Here is a 16206-nt window from a genome sequence, read left to right as displayed (position 1 = left end):
TTTCATGAAAGCCCCCCATGACCGCCACCCTGATCGAGCCCCGCACCGCCCGCTTGCAGCTGCGCCAATGGCAGCCGCAAGACCGGGAGGCCTTTGCCGCGATGACGGCCGACCCCGAGGTGATGCGCTACTTTCCTGCACCGCTGACCCGCGAACAAAGCGATGCGATGGCGGACCGCTGCGAGGCGCTGATGGCAGAGCGTGGTTGGGGTGTGTGGGCGGTGGAGCGGTTGGAAGACCAGCAATTTATTGGCATCGTCGGCCTGCATGTGCCGCAGGCCCATCTGCCTTTTTCTCCCTGCGTCGAAATCATGTGGCGCCTGGCACGCCATGCCTGGCACCAGGGCCTGGCCACCGAGGCCGCGCAAGCAGCGCTGGCCGTGGGTTTTGGCCAGTTGCAGCTGGCTGAAATCGTCGCCTTTACCACCACCAGCAACCTGCCTTCGCAAGCGCTGATGCAGCGCCTGGGCATGGAGCGCGACCAGGCGGGGGACTTTGAGCACCCTAACCTGCCGGAAGGCCACCCTTTGCGTCCTCATGTTCTGTATCGCCTGCCAGCTGCAAAGTTTGCAGCTGGCTAAACCACGCAGCGACCTGCCGCCATGGCCGTCTGCTGGGGGCGGCCTGCCGCGTTTCAAGCCAACCGCTGCCCCACCCGGCCGTCCGAACGCCTACCCACGAGGCTGTAGGACGCTTGATCTTTCTCAGGGCTTTTACGCATATTGACCATGTCGCGGTCTCTGCTGCAGTTTTGCGCGTTAGGATGTGTCTAACTTAATGCCGCAAGGCGAAGGCCTTCGCGGCACCCAGTTGTCAACGCTGGGCCGCCCGCCCAGCACGTTCGAGAAAGGAGCACATCCATGCAAGTTCAAGTGCACGCTGGCGACAATGTCCAAGGTGGAGATTCCCTCTCCCAATGGGCACAAACCGAGGTACAAAACAAGCTTTCGCGCTTTCGCGAATATGTGACCCGGGTGGAGGTTTACCTCACCGATGTGGACGCACTGAAGAATGGCGGCAAAGGCAAGCGCTGCGTGATGGAAACACGAGCCACCGGCCGGCAACCCTTGGCAGTGAATGCCGAGGCCGAAAAGGTCGCTGAAGCCTTCAACGCTGCGCTGGAAAAGCTGCACCGTGCGCTGGACACCGACATCGCCAAGATGCGTGACAAGAGCAACCGCGAAACCATTCGCACCGGCACCGATGAGGATGTCGAAGCCTAAGGGCTGAAACGGGCCGATACAGGCCCTCCTCCTGAACAAAGCACCGCCTGGCGGTGCTTTTTTGCGTCTGGGCTGGGGTGTTTGTGCTGGATATGCGCATCTAGCTGAGGGTTTGCAGGCTAGAGGATGTGCTGCGGCTCTCTAAAGTGCGCCCGCTTGCCGGGCTCCTGCACACCGGAAGGCTGCTGTGTCTTTATTCAGGTGATGGCCGGCTGCACCTGGGCGTGCACCAGCAGCTATCGCGCCATCCAGACCCAGACTCCCCTTGGCTGTGAAGTTCATCGCTTTGCAGCGCGCATGTCTGCCGCTTTCCCGAGACCATAGCCGTGCACAAGGCAGATAAGGAACCGTGCCTGCGCGCCCCAGTTCCGACTGCACGCCCTCTTCCAAGCCCTCTCTCAGTTGCGCAATCACATCCGCCGCGCCCAACAGCCTTGGTCACCAAGCCATCAACGCTGGATAGCGCTCATTCAAATTGGCTGAATGCACCTTGAGTGCACCGATCCGAAGGCGCGTTGAGACGCTGAAAAACCGGTGGATATCTTTATGTGGTCAGTCAATGGATTGATGCACAAGTTGTGCACATGTGACAAAGATCCGTGCTCGTCATTGCCACTGCAAAAGATATCCACAGACTCAGCTGTCTTCCTGATGGAACTCCCTTGGTATTTTCATCGGGTAAACATTAGTGTTTTACCCATAATGTCCTGCAAATCATCACTTCTCTCTATTTAAGCGGGCAAATTGCCGTTCATTCTGCGGTAACGGCAAGTGCAATCTGTACACAAGCTTTTCCACAGTTTATAGCTTGATTAGCCTATTTTTTGTGCATATTTCCAAGCAGCATTTATCCCATCATAGCTGTGTATAAAAACGCAAGCTGCTTGTCTTAAACGAGAAATCGACGAACTTCTGTGTATAACTTATCACCACATCGACTAATTTATCCACAATCTGTGCCTTACTCACTTCAACAGGTCAATTTGTGGATAAGTTGCCTATCGAAGATGGGTTGTAGTTTTCATGCATAAGTGCTTTACTTATCCACAAATGTAGGTCATCGTAGAGCAAGATCATTGACAGAGAAATGTGCATAACTCATTCCTGGTTCACTCTCATATTGCGGGATTTATCACGATGTGGAAATTTATTCACAGGCTGGTCTAGGATAACTTGTTGACAAACTATGGGACCTCACCGCCCATTTTGCATAAAAAAGTAGCATTCAGCGGCACTGCTGTTAAAAACAAGGTGGTAGCTGATCTGAAGAAAACCGCCTTTTATTTCAGTTTATTTGAATTATTCAAATTGAAATTTGGCGTTCGGCAGTGGCCCTCAGGGGGCATGCGCCATCTCGTTTGAATAGGCCCCGGATCGCGTTCTCTACGCCGTACGCCGGGGGCTGGCCATTGGGCAAATGGCATCCCGGCTCCATCTGCTGATCCGTGCTGATGCTGTACGGGCTCGTTCGACACCCACATCCGAAATGCGGAAAGCGTTCTAAACAGCTGGCGGTGATCCAAGGATGGGTTTGAAGCCACGGAATCGGCCAGCCTCGCCCCATTGCGATGAGTGCTCGGCGGGTATTTCGAGCGTTTCAGCCAGGCCCGCAACGCGAACGGCTCGCTTGGATGGCCTGGAACGGTTGGAAGGAAGAAAAACACCAACAGCGCTAAGGCTCTGCCTCCATTGCGCCCTCCTTGCGGTGAAACACAAAAGTCCATGACCTCGGATCGCGGGTTCGAAGCCTTGTCGCAGATCCGTCGAGGCGAGATGTCCACAGGCTGCACCCTGTCGCCGGCAGTGGCCGGCGTCGGTGGTATCTGCTCGCCCTCGGCCCAGGCCGATTGGCGCAGGCACTCCAGTTCTTCACATGTGGATTTTTTGCCCCGAAAAGGCGGATTTCAGCCCAATAAGCAGTGCCTACCGCCTAGCTCCGCTCAGCTGCTGTTTTAGTGGTCGGGTACCAGACCATTGTTTTTATTAAATATTTTCCAGATGCGCCGCATTACCCACAAGCAACTCCGTCCGAACGGTATGTCGAGGGTTTCAAAAGGGCTGTGGATAACTTTCAGGATAAGATAACAACAACCCCATTGTTATCCACAGGTAGGCATTCATCCAAGAACTTGCTCCACTCTCATGCACCGGCAATAGGGCCCAGTGCACACAGATGGATAACGTGGCAGGCCATTGATTTATAAACATAAAAAACTTATCCACAGATTTCTTGGCCAAATCATCGAGCGCCAAAGTGGCTCAGTTTTGGCCTAGGCCTTGTGGGTAATTTTTGCAACACCTGCTTTCATACGCACAGCAGGTGGCAGTGAGCCTGTTATCAGTGACGTTAACATACAGCATGTGGATAAGTTATTATTTATCAATAACTTGTTGAATTTTTGGCGACGGAGAATAGCTGTGGATAACGAAACTGCCCAAACCAACTTATCCACAGGAATAACCCACACCCTCGACTTATCCACTTTGCAGTGACAAGCATGGACGGGTACCATCAACATGGTTGGAGAAATTTTAAGCTTTTGAAAATTTTTGGTTTATCGGACTTATCCACAGAAGGCGAGGCCCTTCTACTACTATCTACTATTCTTTTAAAGAAAATAAAAGAAAAACCAAAGGCAAGCTCGACAAAGTTTCATATTTTGAAATTTTTCAGACTGTGAAAATTCAGATGCTGTATCGAGATGAGGAATCACGCTGAGCGCTTTCAGAAATGCGCCATGCCGCACTCCCCATCCAAGACGCCAATAGGAGAGGGCAGCACAGGTTTGTTGCTTGGTTGGCGCGATCAGGTCACTCCCTCTGAGAGTCCTTGTCTAAGAAATCCGCTGTGCGCAAATGCACAGGCCAACATAGGTGTTAGCTATACTTTTGGATGCGTATCGCCAGCAGTGACGCTGCTTTGCAGGGGATTGAGAAAGGTCACTGGGTCTCTGTATGACGCATCGAATGGTGCTGCGGGTAGCAAGCATTCGCTGGTCTGAATGGCGCAGATCTCGATGGGTAGCCAAGCGCAGCTTGCTGAACGCTGTCCACCTCGCCAATAGAGCCTGCTGGCGCTTTGGATGCAGCAGGGTAGGGTATGGGGTCGGAAACGCGTGCAGAAGGTCTCCTGGAGGCCTTGAGCGGCCCCGTGAAGAAGCGCTGGGGTGTGGGGCTCTATGGGCAGTCGAATGCTTCCATGGGGCGCAGCAAAATGGGGGATTTCGTCAAAACTGTATATTTATACAGTTCCAGAGGTGGAGGCTTGCTCCAGCACCTGCATCTACTTGGCAGCTACCGCATGCGGCCTCTCTCTAAGCAGCCTCTACAGCTCGCCAGCGTGCTGTTCAGTACCTCGTTCTATACCCAACCATCAAACAGGCAAAAAAATACCGCCAGAAGGCGGTATGAAGGGGAAGAGGGGCGGGAGTATTAAGCCGTCAGAAGTGCCGTGCGTAGCGCAGCTGCACAAAGTTCTCGCCCGGGTTGGGGCGCTTGATCGACGCATTGGACAGGTGCTCCAGGCGAACGGACCATTCGTTTTCGCGGCGCATGCCGGTGAAGTAGCCCACGCCGATGTGGGTGCCGAAATTGAACGCGGTCGAAAAGCGTTTTTCACGGCTTTCGTACAGCTTGCTGGACACGTAGCCGCCCAATCCGGCTTCGACGAACCAGGGGTACTGGCTCTTGCTGTGAAAGCGCATCGTAGGCACCAGACCGACAACGGCAATGGTGCGGCTGCCTTCGCGTTCCATGCGGTCCGAGTTCCAGGCCGACAGGCTCAAGTCCCAATGGGCGGTGACAGGATGGCCCCACCAGAAAGTCTTCCAGTCCATCGGGATGGTCGAGCCAATGGTGAGTGATCGCGCATCACGCTCGGCAACTCCGGCTTGCAGGTACAAGGTGGCGGTGTTGCGCTTGTCAGCAAACTGCGCGTGGGCGGAAGCGCTCCAGACAGTCAGCGCGCACAAGCCGACAGCGGAGAGGAGGGGACGGTATTGCATTAAATAATGTTACACCTGGACTCCACCGACTTCTGTCAGCAAAAGCTGGATGTTGTCTGTATGCAACCGCTGACGAATGTGATGCAAAAAAAAGCGCAGCTGGAGAGGCTGCGCAGGAGGGGATGAAGAGAGAGAGACGAGGCGGAGGCGTGCGCCTGACTTATTTGCTGTCCATTGGTGGAACAGACTGTTTCGGATTTGGGCCTTGATGGCGCTGGCCATGTGGGCCCTTGCCGTCAGGGCCGTGACCACGGCGTTCGTGCATCTTCAGGGTTTCTGCATCAAAGGTCTTTTGCTGTTCAGGTGTCAGGGTAGCGTAAAAGGCCTTCGTTGCCTGGTTGCGCTGGTCCATCGCGGCCTGGTGTTTGGCATGCATGGCCTGCATCGCGTCAATGCGCTCTGGGGTGGTCAGCTTGGCCAAATCAGGACGCTCAGGGCGCTCACCTGGGGCAGGGCGCTGGGGCTGGATCGCCGCAACATAGCTGGTCCAGGCTGCTTCCTGGCTGGCATTGAGCTTGAGCGAAGCCTTGAGGGCCTGCATGCGTTGGGCCATGCGTGCCTCACGCGCCTCAGGACCATGGCCCTTTTTAGCGGGGGCTGGGGCGCTTTGAGCGCTTGGCGCCACCGCAGGCGTGCCGGGGGTTTGGGCGAAGCTGGAAATCGACAGGCTGGCCAGCATGGCGGTCACGATGGCGCTGCGTTGCAAGAGAGACATGGTGTTTCCTTTCCGGGTTGTGATGTCTTATGCGATGGATGCAGTGTCCGCCGGCCATGTAAGAGCCCCGTCACTGGCAGGTATGGCTGTGTAAAGAATTACCAATTTTGGTTGTTCAGCTGTCGTGCGGAATGCGCTGCTGGCTGCCGGTCAACAAGTCCAAACCCCGGTTTTTTTGACTGGCGCATCGCTCTGGGGCGGGGCGGATTCGCGGCACAATGGACAGCAGATCAGTGCGGCACACCAGGGCCGCTTGTGTTTTTTTAAAGGGCTGGCGCAGCAAGCCGGCAGCCTCCCAGAACAAAGGAATGGCATGTTCAAGAACATGATTTTTTACCGCATCTCCGAAACCTGGCAGCCGGATTTGGTTGCGTTGGACGCAGCCCTGGCCAAGCAGCAGTTTGAGCAGTGCGGTGCCACCCAGGAAAAATCCACCGGTTGGGTGCCCCCGCGCGGCGAAGAGCATGGCGCCATGGTTGAATCGGTGGGCGGCCAATGGATCTTGCGGCTGATGAGCGAGAGCAAGATGCTGCCCGCGAGCGTGCTCAACCGCAAGCTCGATGAGAAGCTCGCCCATATCGAAGCCCAGGAAGGCCGCAAGCCCGGCAAGAAGGAAAAGCAGGAGCTCAAGGACGAGTGCAAGCTGGATCTGCTGCCGATGGCCTTCACCAAGCAGGGCGGTCTCTGGATCTGGATTGATCCGCAGGCGCGGCTCTTGGTGCTGGACACCAGCAGCCAGGGCCGGGCCGATGAGGTGATCACGATGCTGGTGGAGGCCTCGCCCGGTTTTGCCGTGGCGCTGATCGATACCCAGAACAGCCCCCAGGGCGCGATGTCCGCCTGGCTGCACAGCTACGATGCGCCGGCCGGCTTCAGCATTGACCAGGAATGCGAGCTCAAGAGCGCCGATGAATCCAAGGCTGTGGTGCGCTATGCCCGCCACCCGCTGGGCATTGATGAGATCCGCGAGCATATCGACCAGGGCAAGCTGCCCACCAAGCTGGCGCTGACCTGGGACGACCGCGTCAGCTTTGTGCTGACCGAGGGCCTGCAGCTCAAGAAGGTGGCCTTGCTCGATGTGGTGATGGAAGGCGCCAGTGAAGATGGCGGTTTTGACGCCGATGTGGCCATTGCCACCGGTGAGTTCAGCCAGCTGATTCCGGACCTGATACAGGCGCTGGGCGGCGAAGGCCGCACCGAGCTGGGCCAGTTGCCTGACCGGGGCAATAAACCCGCTGCAGCGGCCCAGGAAGGGGCTGCAGCGCCCGTCAAGCCGATCAGCCTGGGGACAGGCGTGGGCAAGCCCTTCGATGCGTCTGGCAAGCCTGGAGGCATGCAGACCGGCCCCAAGTCGGCGCCGGTGGACGAGGATCCGGATTCCAGCCCCTTCTGATGGCTACCCGCTCAGAAACAGCAACGCGCTCCCTGGAGCGCGTTTTTTATGGTGGCGGCGGGGTGGTCTGTCGAGGCCTTCAATGCTTGCAGCAGCTGGCTGTATCGGGATCGGCGTAGGGGTCGGCCTTGGGGTCGGACAGGCTGTCGAGAATAGGGCAGTCCGGGCGCTGGTCGCCATGGCAGCTGTGGACCAGCGCCTGCAGCGAGCGCTCCATCGCTTTCATCGCGGCGATGCGCTCGCGCAAGGTCTCGATATGCTTTTGCGCAATCTCCTTGACCGAGCTGCTGGCGCGCTGCTTGTCGTGCCACAGGTTGAGCAGGTTCTCGATCTCCTCCATCGAGAAGCCCAGATCGCGGCTGCGGCGGATGAAGGAGAGGGTGTGCACATCCGACTCGGTATACAGGCGGTAGCCGCTGTCGGTGCGGTTCACATGCGGCAGCAGGTTCAGCGACTCGTAGTGGCGCGCCATGCGCGCAGAAATACCCGCCAGCTGGGCCGCTTTGCTGATGGACACCGGCCAGGCGATGGACCGCTCAGCCGCAGGCTTGCGTGACGGGCGGGCCATGCTTACTGGACCTGGTAGCCTTCGGCCGCGATGGCCGCTGCGATCTTGTCTGCCGGCTGGCTGGACTCGACCACGACCTTGCCTTGGGCGCGATCAATCGTTACCTTGGCCTGGGCGTCGAGCTGCTGCACAGCCTGGGTGACGGCACGCTCGCAATGGCCGCAGGTCATGCCTTGGACTTGGAAGGTGTTTTGCATCAGAGTTTCCTTTTCCTGTGGTTGATGGCCTGATCTTGAAAGCTGACACGGTGTGAAGGTCAAGAGCAGGGTCTTTTGCCAGGAACAAGCCATCACAGCTGCATCGACCAGGATGTGTTTCACGTGAAACAGCAGCCCTGGGCCGACGGTATGCTTACTGCTTTTCGTCCGCGATGGCCTTTTGCACCGATGGACGGGCGCCCACGCGTTGCAGGAAACCAGCCAGGTTTTGCAGGCCGCTGATATCGACACCGACAAACTTGCTCCAGCCGCTGACGGTGAACAAGTAGGCATCGGCCACGGTGAAATCCGTGCCCATCAGAAATTCCTTGCCGGCCAGCTGCGAATCCACCCAGGTCAGGCGCTTGAGCACTTGCACGCGGGCCATGTCCTTGACGGTGTCGGGCAGGTTGGGGTTGAACAGCGGCGAGAAGCCCTTGTGGATCTCGGTGCCGATAAAGCCCAGCCACTCTTGCAGCTGGTAGCGCTCGAAGGTGCCGTTGGCGGGTGCCAGCTTGGAGGCTGGTGCCTGGTCGGCGATGTACTGCACGATGGCCGGGCCTTCACGCAGGCGCTGGCCATTGTCCAGCTCCAGCACGGGCACATAGCCCAGCGGGTTGATGGTGTAGAAGTCGGTGCCGTCCTTGAGCTGGTGGGTCTTGGTGCTGGCCATCTCCAGGGTGAAGGGCAGGCCGGCTTCCAGCAGGGCGATGTGGGGCGACAGCGAACAGGCGCCAGGAGAGAAATACAGCTTCATCGACAAATCTCCAGTAAAGGTTAAAGCCGAACCATGCTATCGCTTTTGACAAGGTTCTGCAGCAGCGGAGGATGCGGCGCAATAACACGGCTGCCGGCGTGTAAACACCTCAGTCATTAAAATAGCGGGCAAAACCGACTATTTGCCATTTCGGCAGAAGGGCTGACTGACTGCGAGGCGCATGCCTTGCGAGCCCTGGAACGAGGCCCCATGAGCCAAACCCCCTATACCTACCCGCAAGAATTCGATGTCATCGTTGTCGGTGGCGGCCATGCCGGCACCGAGGCAGCGCTGGCCGCTGCACGCATGGGCAGCAAGACGCTGCTGCTGACCCACAATATTGAAACCCTGGGCCAGATGAGCTGCAACCCCAGCATTGGCGGCATCGGCAAAGGCCATCTCGTCAAGGAAGTGGACGCGCTTGGCGGCGCGATGGCGCTGGCCACCGACAAGGGCGGCATCCAGTTCCGCATCCTCAACAGCTCCAAAGGCCCGGCCGTGCGTGCCACCCGCGCCCAGGCCGACCGCATCCTGTACAAGGCAGCGATCCGCGAGATGCTGGAGAACCAGCCCAACCTCTGGCTGTTCCAGCAAGCGGTGGACGACCTGATGGTGGAGGGCGACCGCGTGGTGGGCGCCGTGACCCAGGTGGGCATCCGTTTTCGCAGCCGCACCGTGGTGCTGACAGCTGGCACCTTCCTGGATGGCAAGATCCATGTGGGCCTGAACCACTATGCCGCTGGCCGTGCCGGCGATCCGCCAGCGGTCAGCCTGTCCGCACGCCTGAAGGAATTGAAGCTGCCCCAGGGGCGCCTCAAGACCGGCACCCCGCCGCGCATCGATGGCCGTTCGATCGACTTCAGCCAGTGTGAAACCCAGCCTGGCGACGGCATGCCCGGGGGCGTGAACGAGGGCCAGCTGCCGGTGTTCAGCTTCATGGGCAATGCGGAGATGCACCCGGCGCAGATGCCTTGCTACATCACCCACACCAATGCGCGCACGCACGAGATCATCCGCAGCGGCTTTGACCGCAGCCCGATGTTCACCGGCAAGATCGAAGGGGTAGGGCCGCGCTACTGCCCCAGCGTGGAAGACAAGATCAACCGCTTTGCCGACAAGGAAAGCCACCAGATCTTTCTGGAGCCCGAAGGCCTGACCACCCACGAGTACTATCCCAACGGCATCTCGACCAGCCTGCCGTTCGATGTGCAGTACGAACTGGTGCGCAGCATGAAGGGCCTGGAGAACGCCCACATCCTGCGCCCGGGCTATGCGATCGAGTACGACTACTTTGACCCGCGCTCTCTGAAGAACAGCTTTGAGACCAAGCAGATCCAGGGCCTGTTCTTTGCCGGCCAGATCAATGGCACGACCGGTTATGAAGAGGCGGCAGCCCAAGGCCTGTTTGCCGGCCTGAACGCCGCACTGCAGTGCCGGGGCGAAGGCCCCTGGACGCCGCGCCGCGATGAAGCCTACCTGGGTGTGCTGGTCGATGACCTGATCACCAAGGGGGTGACCGAGCCCTACCGCATGTTTACCAGCCGGGCAGAGTTCCGCCTGCAGCTGCGTGAAGACAATGCCGACATGCGCCTGACGGAAGAGGGCCGCAAGATGGGCCTGGTCGACGATGCGCGCTGGGATGCCTTCAGCCGCAAGCGCGATGCTGTTTCACGTGAAACAGAACGCCTCAAGGCCACCTGGGTGAACCCACGCATCATCGCTGCGCAAGAAGCCGAACGTGTGTTGGGCAAGGCGATGGAGCGGGAGTACAACCTGTTCGATCTGCTGCGCCGCCCTGGTGTGGACTACGCCACCTTGATGAGCATGAACGAAGGCGCTTACCAGACCAGCGATGTTTCACGTGAAACACTGGGCGGTTTGAGCGAGTCCGTGGTCGAGCAAGTCGAGATCGGTGCCAAATACTCGGGTTATATCGATCGCCAAAAGGACGAGGTGGAGCGCGCTGCCCATTACGAGAAGCTGCGCCTGCCCGCCGAGCTGGACTATATGCAGGTGACGGCGCTGTCGTTTGAAGTGCGCCAGAAGCTTCAAACCCACCGCCCCGAAACCCTGGGCCAGGCATCGCGTATTTCCGGTGTCACGCCCGCTGCCATTTCCCTGCTGATGGTGCACCTGAAAAAAGGTGGCTTCAAAGGCTTCAGCACTGCACAAGAGGTAACGACTGCATGAGCGCACTTTTGGAAGTCCCACTGCGTGACGGCGTACAACAACTGGGCCTGTCACTGAGCGATGAGCAAATTGCGCAGTTGATGGCTTTTCTGGATCTGCTGCAGAAGTGGAACAAGGTCTATAACCTGACCTCGGTGCGCGACCCGCAAGAGATGCTGACCCACCATCTGCTCGACAGCCTGGCGGCGGTGACGCCGCTGGTGCGCCATCTGGAGGGCACGGGCCTGCCAGCCCCCAAGCTGCTCGATGTCGGATCGGGTGGTGGTCTGCCCGCCGTGGTGTTTGCCATCTGCCTGCCCCAGCTGGATGTGAGTTGCGTGGACACCGTGGGCAAGAAGGTCGCCTTTATCCAGCAAGCCGCTGCCGCGCTGCGCCTGCGCAACCTGCATGGCATCCAGTCGCGGGTGGAGCAACTGAGCCAGCAGTACGACGTGGTCAGCTGCCGTGCCTTTGCCGCCTTGCAGGACTTCACCGCCTGGTCGGCCCAGACCCTGAAGGCCGATGGCATCTGGCTGGCGATGAAGGCCAAGCGCCCCGACGATGAGCTGGCCTTGTTGCCCGCTACGGTGCAGGTGCTGAATATTGAGCCGCTGCAAGTGCCCGGTCTCGACGCCGAGCGCTGCATTGTCTGGATGCGCCACCAGGCGTCCTGATGCAGGCGTGCTGCGGCTCAGCTGCGGCGCTGAATCGAATCCATGCACAGCCCCGATTTTTCGGGGCTTTTTGTTGACGCTTGGGCCGGTAACAACGCGCATTTTGCTGGCTAGCAAGCGGGGGCGTCGTTTACACTCAAAGTTTCCATTGCGGGGGCGGCACATGTTTGGCATTTCTGACTATGGTGCATTTGTCTTCGCCGTGCTGCTGTTCTTGATGATCCCGGGGCCTGGCAATCTGGCGCTGATCACCTCTACCGGCAAGGGCGGCATCAAGGCCGGTCTGGCTGTCTGCGCCGGCTGCATGGCGGCTGACCAGGTGTTGATGTGGCTGGCGGTGGCCGGTGTGGCGGCGGTCCTGACGGCCTACCCTGCGGCTTTCCATGCGGTGCAATGGATCGGCGCAATTTACCTGGGCTGGATCGGCTACAAGCTGATCACCGCCAAACCCGGCGACCAGCCGGTCATCCAGATTGCACCTCGGCATTATTTCAAGCAGGGCTTTCTCATCACCTTGATGAACCCCAAGGCCATCGTTTTCTACATGGCATTCTTCCCGCTGTTTGTCGATCCTGCTACCCACCGTGGCATCCCCACCTTCGCCGTGATGGCGGCTACGGTAGCGGTGATCAGTCTGGCCTATTGCACGGTGGTGGTGCTGATCACCAAGACCCTGGCCGAGCGCCTGCGCGCCAACCCGGCCCTGGTCAAGTGGATGGAAAAGACAGCGGGTGTGTTTTTGATTGGTTTTGGCCTCAAGCTGGCCCTGACCAAATAAGTTAGTGGACGAAGCGAGTTCTCATGGCAAAAATCTTCTGTATCGCCAACCAAAAAGGCGGCGTCGGCAAGACCACCACGGCAGTCAATCTGGCGGCGGGTCTGGCCCGGATCAAGCAGCGTGTGCTGCTGGTCGATTTGGACCCGCAGGGCAATGCCACCATGGGCTCGGGCATCGACAAGCGCGCGCTGGAGACCTCGGTCTACGATGTGCTGCTCGAATCGAGCACCATCAAGGAGGCGGCCGTCCATTCCGAGCGCTGCGGCTACTGGGTGCTGGGCGCCAACCGTGAGCTGTCCGGCGCCGAGGTCGAGCTGGTCGAGCTGGAGCGCCGTGAAAAGCGCCTCAAGGCCGCTCTGGAGGCGAGCGACGCGGACTTTGACTTCGTGCTCATCGACTGCCCGCCCAGCCTCTCCATGCTCACCCTGAACGGCCTGTGCTCGGCCCATGGCGTGATCGTGCCGATGCAGTGCGAGTACTTTGCACTCGAAGGCCTGACCGACCTGGTCAACACCATCAAGCAGGTGCATGCCAACCTGAACCGCGACCTGGAGATCATTGGCCTGCTGCGCGTGATGTTCGACCCGCGCATCACCTTGCAGCAGCAGGTGAGCGACCAGCTGCGCGAGCATTTTGGCGACAAGGTCTTCGACACGGTGATCCCCCGCAATGTGCGCTTGGCCGAAGCGCCCAGCTATGGCCTGCCGGGCGTGGTGTTTGACCCGGCCGCCAAGGGCAGCAAGGCCTTTGTCGAGTTCGCCAAAGAGATGGTCAAGCGCATCAAACGCATGAAGTGACAGCTGGCCTTGGCCGCTGCCCGACAGACCTCCGGTGCCCGGCATGCGGAGGTCTTTTTCATGGCCGCAGCGATGCCGCTGGCGCCCGCATTGCGTGCGAGGGACATTCGGGCACAATAAGGGTTTGCATTTCTTTGAAACAGCGCAGTACGGTGGCGCTTTTTTGCTATTAAAAAATGAGCATTGAATCCTCGTCCATCAAGCTGCTGCCGGGATGGCAAAACAGCGGGCCAGGCCATTGGCAAACGGTGTGGGAGCAGCAATGGGGCTATGAGCGCGTGCAGCAGCACGACTGGATGCACCCCAAGCGCGGTGACTGGACGGCACGCCTGCAGGATGTGGTGCTGGATGCGCCGCAGCCCGTGGTGCTGGTCGCCCACAGCCTGGGCTGCATCCTGACGGCTTGGTGGGCCGCCCATTCGCCCCAGGCGGCCAGCAAGGTGCGTGGCGCGCTGCTGGTGGCACCGGGCGATGTGGAGCGCCCCGACCTGGCCGAACACATCCCCGGCTGGTCACCGATTGCGCTGCAGAAACTGCCCTTTCCCGCCATTCTGGTGGGCAGCCAAAACGACCCCTATTGCAGCGCAGAGCGCGCGCAGTGGCTGGCCAGCAACTGGGGTGCCCGCTGGGTGGACCAGGGTGCCTGCGGCCATATCAATGCCGAGTCCGGCCTGGGCGACTGGCCGCTGGGCCAGGCGCTGCTGGCCGAGCTGATGGCCGAACCAACAAAGGTGAACTGAAAACCATGGCAACCAAAAAACCCAAGGGCCTGGGACGCGGCCTCGAAGCACTGCTGGGCCCCAAGGTCGAAGACGCGGCGCCTGCCAGCGACGACAAGGGCCAGCTGCCGCACCAGTTGCTACTCGATGACATGGTGCCTGGCGTCTACCAGCCGCGCACGCGCATGGATGAGGGCGCGCTGTATGAGCTGGCCGAAAGCATCAAGGCGCAGGGCATCATGCAGCCCATCCTGGTGCGCAAGCTCGCTGCGGGCGACAACGCCGGCAAGTACGAAATCATCGCCGGTGAGCGGCGCTTCCGCGCCGCGCGCATCGCCGGCCTGGCCGAGGTGCCCGTGCTGGTGCGTGAGGTGCCCGACGAGTCCGCTGCCGCGATGGCATTGATCGAGAACATCCAGCGTGAAGACCTCAACCCGCTGGAAGAAGCCCAAGGCCTGTCGCGCCTGGTGGGCGAGTTCCAGATGACGCACGAGCAGGCTGCGCAGGCCGTGGGCCGTTCGCGCTCGGCGGCGTCCAACCTGTTGCGTCTGCTGAACCTGGCCGAGCCGGTGCAGACCATGCTGATGGCAGGGGATCTGGACATGGGCCATGCCCGTGCCTTGCTGGCGCTGGACCGCGCTGCACAGATCACCGCTGCCAACCAGATCAATGCGCGCAAACTGAGCGTGCGCGAGGCCGAGAGCCTGGTCAAAAAGGTCAGCGCCGAGTTCTCCGGCGAAACCCCGGTCAAGGCCAAGGCAGCGAAATCACGCGATCTGAAGCGGGTGGAAGAAGAGCTCTCGGACCTGTTGATGGCCGAGGTCGAAGTGCGTGTGAAAAAGCGCGTCAAGCGCGCCGGCAAACTCGAAGAAATGGGTGAGCTGGTAATCCAGTTTGGTTCTCTGGATGCTCTGAATGGATTGATTGATAAATTACGTGGATAATGCACCGGCCATGTGCTGCATGCCGTGATTTTGGTCACATTCTCTAACAACTTCGCTTAAGAGTGGACAACGCTCCGAAGTGGTTTCTGGATTCAGATAATCCGTGTCCGCAGCGCAAAGCAAAAATACGAAACCGAAGTCACCGAGCCTGGAAGGAATTCCGGGCTCGCTTTGAATGCACAACTGATTAACTTGCGGGAGAGCGACATGAAAAAGGCAGCATTGGCGGCACTGGCCGTTTTGGCATTGGCAGGCTGCGAAAGCACGGGTATGAAGCTGGGCGGCGGCACCAACAACATGGTGACCGGCGGTGCAGCAGGCGGCAGCAGCCAGGGTGAGAACAGCCAACTCGAGAAGTGCGATTCGCCCGTGGGTACCGTGTCCCTGGTCGAGAACCAGCAGGCAGGCTGGTACACCATTCTGCGCAACGAGTACCGCCTGCCACCGACCGCCAATCTGCTTCGTGTGCTGATCCAGCAATCGAACTGCTTTGTGGTGGTGGAGCGCAGCGCTGCCGGCATGAATGCGATGAACCGCGAGCGCGCGATGATGGACAACGGTGAAATGCGCAAGGGCAGCAATTTCGGCAAGGGCCAGGTGGTCGCATCGGATTACGGCCTGACGCCTGAAGTGACCTTCAGCGAAGACAATGCCGGCGGCTTTGGTGCAGCGCTGGGCGGCATCCTGGGCGGCCGTGGCGGCGGCGCGCTGGCAGGTGTGGCGGCCAGCAGCAAGACCCGCGAGGCCTCGGCCATGCTGACCCTGGTGGACAACCGCTCGGGCGTGCAGGTGTCCTCGTCGACCGGCAACGCCAGCAACACCGACTGGGGTGGCTTTGGCACCTTGTTCGGCGGCGCTGCAGGCGCTGGTATCGGGGGGTATTCCAACACCTCGCAGGGCAAGGTCGTGTCGGCCGCTTTCGTCGATGCCTACAACCAGATGGTGCAGGCGCTGCGCAATTACAGCGCGCAATCCGTCAAGGGCCAGGGCCTGGGCGGTGGTGGCCGCCTGGGTGTGGATGGCGCCGCAGCGCCCAGCCAGACCTCGGCACCTGGCGCCAAGACCAATGTGCGCCTGACCATGAAGCAAGCGCAGCAGCGCCTCAATGAGCTGGGCTACGATGTGGGCACGCCCGATGGCGCCTCCGGCCCCCGCACCCAGAACGCACTGCGCTCCTTCCAGCAAGACCAGGGCCTGTCGGTCACCGGTCGTCTGGACCAGGCCACGATGCGCCAGCTGTCGGAATAAGCTTTCCGCGCAGCGCTCAG

At 59.7% G+C, this 16206-nt stretch carries 15 protein-coding genes; 10 read left to right on the top strand and 5 right to left on the bottom strand.

Annotation, left to right across the window (positions count from 1 at the left end; genetic code table 11):
• The first annotated feature begins 17 nt into the window (after positions 1 to 17).
• Positions 18 to 581 carry a GNAT family N-acetyltransferase gene (locus tag LPW39_RS09680; protein WP_230774054.1) on the top strand — a complete coding sequence of 188 codons (564 nt, stop codon included), beginning with the start codon at positions 18 to 20 and terminating at the stop codon, positions 579 to 581.
• A gap of 279 nt (positions 582 to 860) precedes the next feature.
• On the top strand, positions 861 to 1223 hold the full coding sequence (locus LPW39_RS09675; protein WP_133859127.1) for an HPF/RaiA family ribosome-associated protein: 363 nt from the start codon (positions 861 to 863) through the stop codon (positions 1221 to 1223).
• Positions 1224 to 4663: 3440 nt separating this feature from the next.
• Here LPW39_RS09675 and LPW39_RS09670 read toward each other — a convergent pair.
• Together LPW39_RS09670 and LPW39_RS09665 are read right to left on the bottom strand one after the other, a co-directional pair.
• Entirely contained in the window at positions 4664 to 5227 is a 564-nt protein-coding gene (locus LPW39_RS09670; protein WP_230774051.1) for an acyloxyacyl hydrolase, read from the bottom strand.
• 160 nt (positions 5228 to 5387) lie between these two features.
• A complete protein-coding gene (locus LPW39_RS09665) occupies positions 5388 to 5942 on the bottom strand; it encodes a Spy/CpxP family protein refolding chaperone (RefSeq protein ID WP_230774049.1) in 555 nt (184 codons plus the stop codon).
• A gap of 313 nt (positions 5943 to 6255) precedes the next feature.
• Here LPW39_RS09665 and LPW39_RS09660 point away from each other — a divergent pair, with 313 nt between their 5' ends.
• Positions 6256 to 7335 (top strand): recombination-associated protein RdgC, encoded by a 1080-nt coding sequence (locus LPW39_RS09660; protein ID WP_230774047.1) that lies wholly within the window; start codon positions 6256 to 6258, stop codon positions 7333 to 7335.
• Between the two features lie 79 nt (positions 7336 to 7414).
• Here the strand turns inward: LPW39_RS09660 and cueR are convergent, their stop codons facing one another.
• The 3 genes from cueR to gstA form a co-directional block, all read right to left on the bottom strand.
• Entirely contained in the window at positions 7415 to 7903 is a 489-nt protein-coding gene (gene cueR / locus LPW39_RS09655; RefSeq protein WP_230774045.1) for a Cu(I)-responsive transcriptional regulator, read from the bottom strand.
• 2 nt (positions 7904 to 7905) lie between these two features.
• Positions 7906 to 8100 (bottom strand): heavy-metal-associated domain-containing protein, encoded by a 195-nt coding sequence (locus tag LPW39_RS09650; protein WP_230774043.1) that lies wholly within the window; start codon positions 8098 to 8100, stop codon positions 7906 to 7908.
• Between the two features lie 154 nt (positions 8101 to 8254).
• The gene (gene gstA, locus LPW39_RS09645) at positions 8255 to 8857 is read right to left on the bottom strand and encodes a glutathione transferase GstA (RefSeq protein ID WP_230774041.1); all 603 of its coding nucleotides are present in this window, start codon (positions 8855 to 8857) and stop codon (positions 8255 to 8257) included.
• A gap of 210 nt (positions 8858 to 9067) precedes the next feature.
• On the opposite strand from gstA, the gene mnmG reads away from it, so the two are divergent.
• The 7 genes from mnmG (at position 9068) to LPW39_RS09610 (ending at position 16186) form a co-directional block, all read left to right on the top strand.
• Complete coding sequence (mnmG, locus tag LPW39_RS09640) at positions 9068 to 11047, top strand: tRNA uridine-5-carboxymethylaminomethyl(34) synthesis enzyme MnmG (protein ID WP_230774039.1); 1980 nt, start codon at positions 9068 to 9070, stop codon at positions 11045 to 11047.
• Positions 11044 to 11700: a 16S rRNA (guanine(527)-N(7))-methyltransferase RsmG gene (rsmG, locus tag LPW39_RS09635; RefSeq protein ID WP_230774037.1), complete on the top strand. Its 657-nt coding sequence runs from the start codon at positions 11044 to 11046 to the stop codon at positions 11698 to 11700. The genes mnmG and rsmG overlap by 4 nt, the downstream gene beginning before the upstream one ends.
• A 163-nt stretch (positions 11701 to 11863) precedes the next feature.
• Positions 11864 to 12478, top strand: coding sequence for a LysE family translocator (locus tag LPW39_RS09630; RefSeq protein WP_230774035.1), 615 nt, complete (start codon positions 11864 to 11866; stop codon positions 12476 to 12478).
• A 23-nt stretch (positions 12479 to 12501) separates the two neighbouring features.
• Entirely contained in the window at positions 12502 to 13275 is a 774-nt protein-coding gene (locus LPW39_RS09625; protein WP_230774034.1) for a ParA family protein, read from the top strand.
• 176 nt (positions 13276 to 13451) lie between these two features.
• Positions 13452 to 14015 carry an RBBP9/YdeN family alpha/beta hydrolase gene (locus tag LPW39_RS09620; protein WP_269075794.1) on the top strand — a complete coding sequence of 188 codons (564 nt, stop codon included), beginning with the start codon at positions 13452 to 13454 and terminating at the stop codon, positions 14013 to 14015.
• A 5-nt stretch (positions 14016 to 14020) separates the two neighbouring features.
• Positions 14021 to 14938: a ParB/RepB/Spo0J family partition protein gene (locus LPW39_RS09615; RefSeq protein ID WP_230774033.1), complete on the top strand. Its 918-nt coding sequence runs from the start codon at positions 14021 to 14023 to the stop codon at positions 14936 to 14938.
• Between the two features lie 207 nt (positions 14939 to 15145).
• The gene (locus LPW39_RS09610) at positions 15146 to 16186 is read left to right on the top strand and encodes a peptidoglycan-binding protein (RefSeq protein ID WP_230774031.1); all 1041 of its coding nucleotides are present in this window, start codon (positions 15146 to 15148) and stop codon (positions 16184 to 16186) included.
• Positions 16187 to 16206: the final 20 nt, after the last annotated feature.

Source organism: Comamonas koreensis (assembly GCF_021026195.1).
Classification (GTDB): Bacteria; Pseudomonadota; Gammaproteobacteria; order Burkholderiales; family Burkholderiaceae_C; genus Comamonas; species Comamonas koreensis.
This window is presented reverse-complemented; position numbering and strand designations above follow the sequence as displayed.

What these genes read in the sequence shown, in the direction of transcription:
- LPW39_RS09680 (WP_230774054.1), top strand. Translation starts at nt 18, where the DNA reads ATGACCGCCACCCTGATCGAGCCCCGCACCGCCCGCTTGCAGCTGCGC.
- LPW39_RS09675 (WP_133859127.1), top strand. Translation starts at nt 861, where the DNA reads ATGCAAGTTCAAGTGCACGCTGGCGACAATGTCCAAGGTGGAGATTCC.
- LPW39_RS09670 (WP_230774051.1), bottom strand. Translation starts at nt 5,227, where the DNA reads ATGCAATACCGTCCCCTCCTCTCCGCTGTCGGCTTGTGCGCGCTGACT.
- LPW39_RS09665 (WP_230774049.1), bottom strand. Translation starts at nt 5,942, where the DNA reads ATGTCTCTCTTGCAACGCAGCGCCATCGTGACCGCCATGCTGGCCAGC.
- LPW39_RS09660 (WP_230774047.1), top strand. Translation starts at nt 6,256, where the DNA reads ATGTTCAAGAACATGATTTTTTACCGCATCTCCGAAACCTGGCAGCCG.
- cueR (WP_230774045.1), bottom strand. Translation starts at nt 7,903, where the DNA reads ATGGCCCGCCCGTCACGCAAGCCTGCGGCTGAGCGGTCCATCGCCTGG.
- LPW39_RS09650 (WP_230774043.1), bottom strand. Translation starts at nt 8,100, where the DNA reads ATGCAAAACACCTTCCAAGTCCAAGGCATGACCTGCGGCCATTGCGAG.
- gstA (WP_230774041.1), bottom strand. Translation starts at nt 8,857, where the DNA reads ATGAAGCTGTATTTCTCTCCTGGCGCCTGTTCGCTGTCGCCCCACATC.
- mnmG (WP_230774039.1), top strand. Translation starts at nt 9,068, where the DNA reads ATGAGCCAAACCCCCTATACCTACCCGCAAGAATTCGATGTCATCGTT.
- rsmG (WP_230774037.1), top strand. Translation starts at nt 11,044, where the DNA reads ATGAGCGCACTTTTGGAAGTCCCACTGCGTGACGGCGTACAACAACTG.
- LPW39_RS09630 (WP_230774035.1), top strand. Translation starts at nt 11,864, where the DNA reads ATGTTTGGCATTTCTGACTATGGTGCATTTGTCTTCGCCGTGCTGCTG.
- LPW39_RS09625 (WP_230774034.1), top strand. Translation starts at nt 12,502, where the DNA reads ATGGCAAAAATCTTCTGTATCGCCAACCAAAAAGGCGGCGTCGGCAAG.
- LPW39_RS09620 (WP_269075794.1), top strand. Translation starts at nt 13,452, where the DNA reads ATGAGCATTGAATCCTCGTCCATCAAGCTGCTGCCGGGATGGCAAAAC.
- LPW39_RS09615 (WP_230774033.1), top strand. Translation starts at nt 14,021, where the DNA reads ATGGCAACCAAAAAACCCAAGGGCCTGGGACGCGGCCTCGAAGCACTG.
- LPW39_RS09610 (WP_230774031.1), top strand. Translation starts at nt 15,146, where the DNA reads ATGAAAAAGGCAGCATTGGCGGCACTGGCCGTTTTGGCATTGGCAGGC.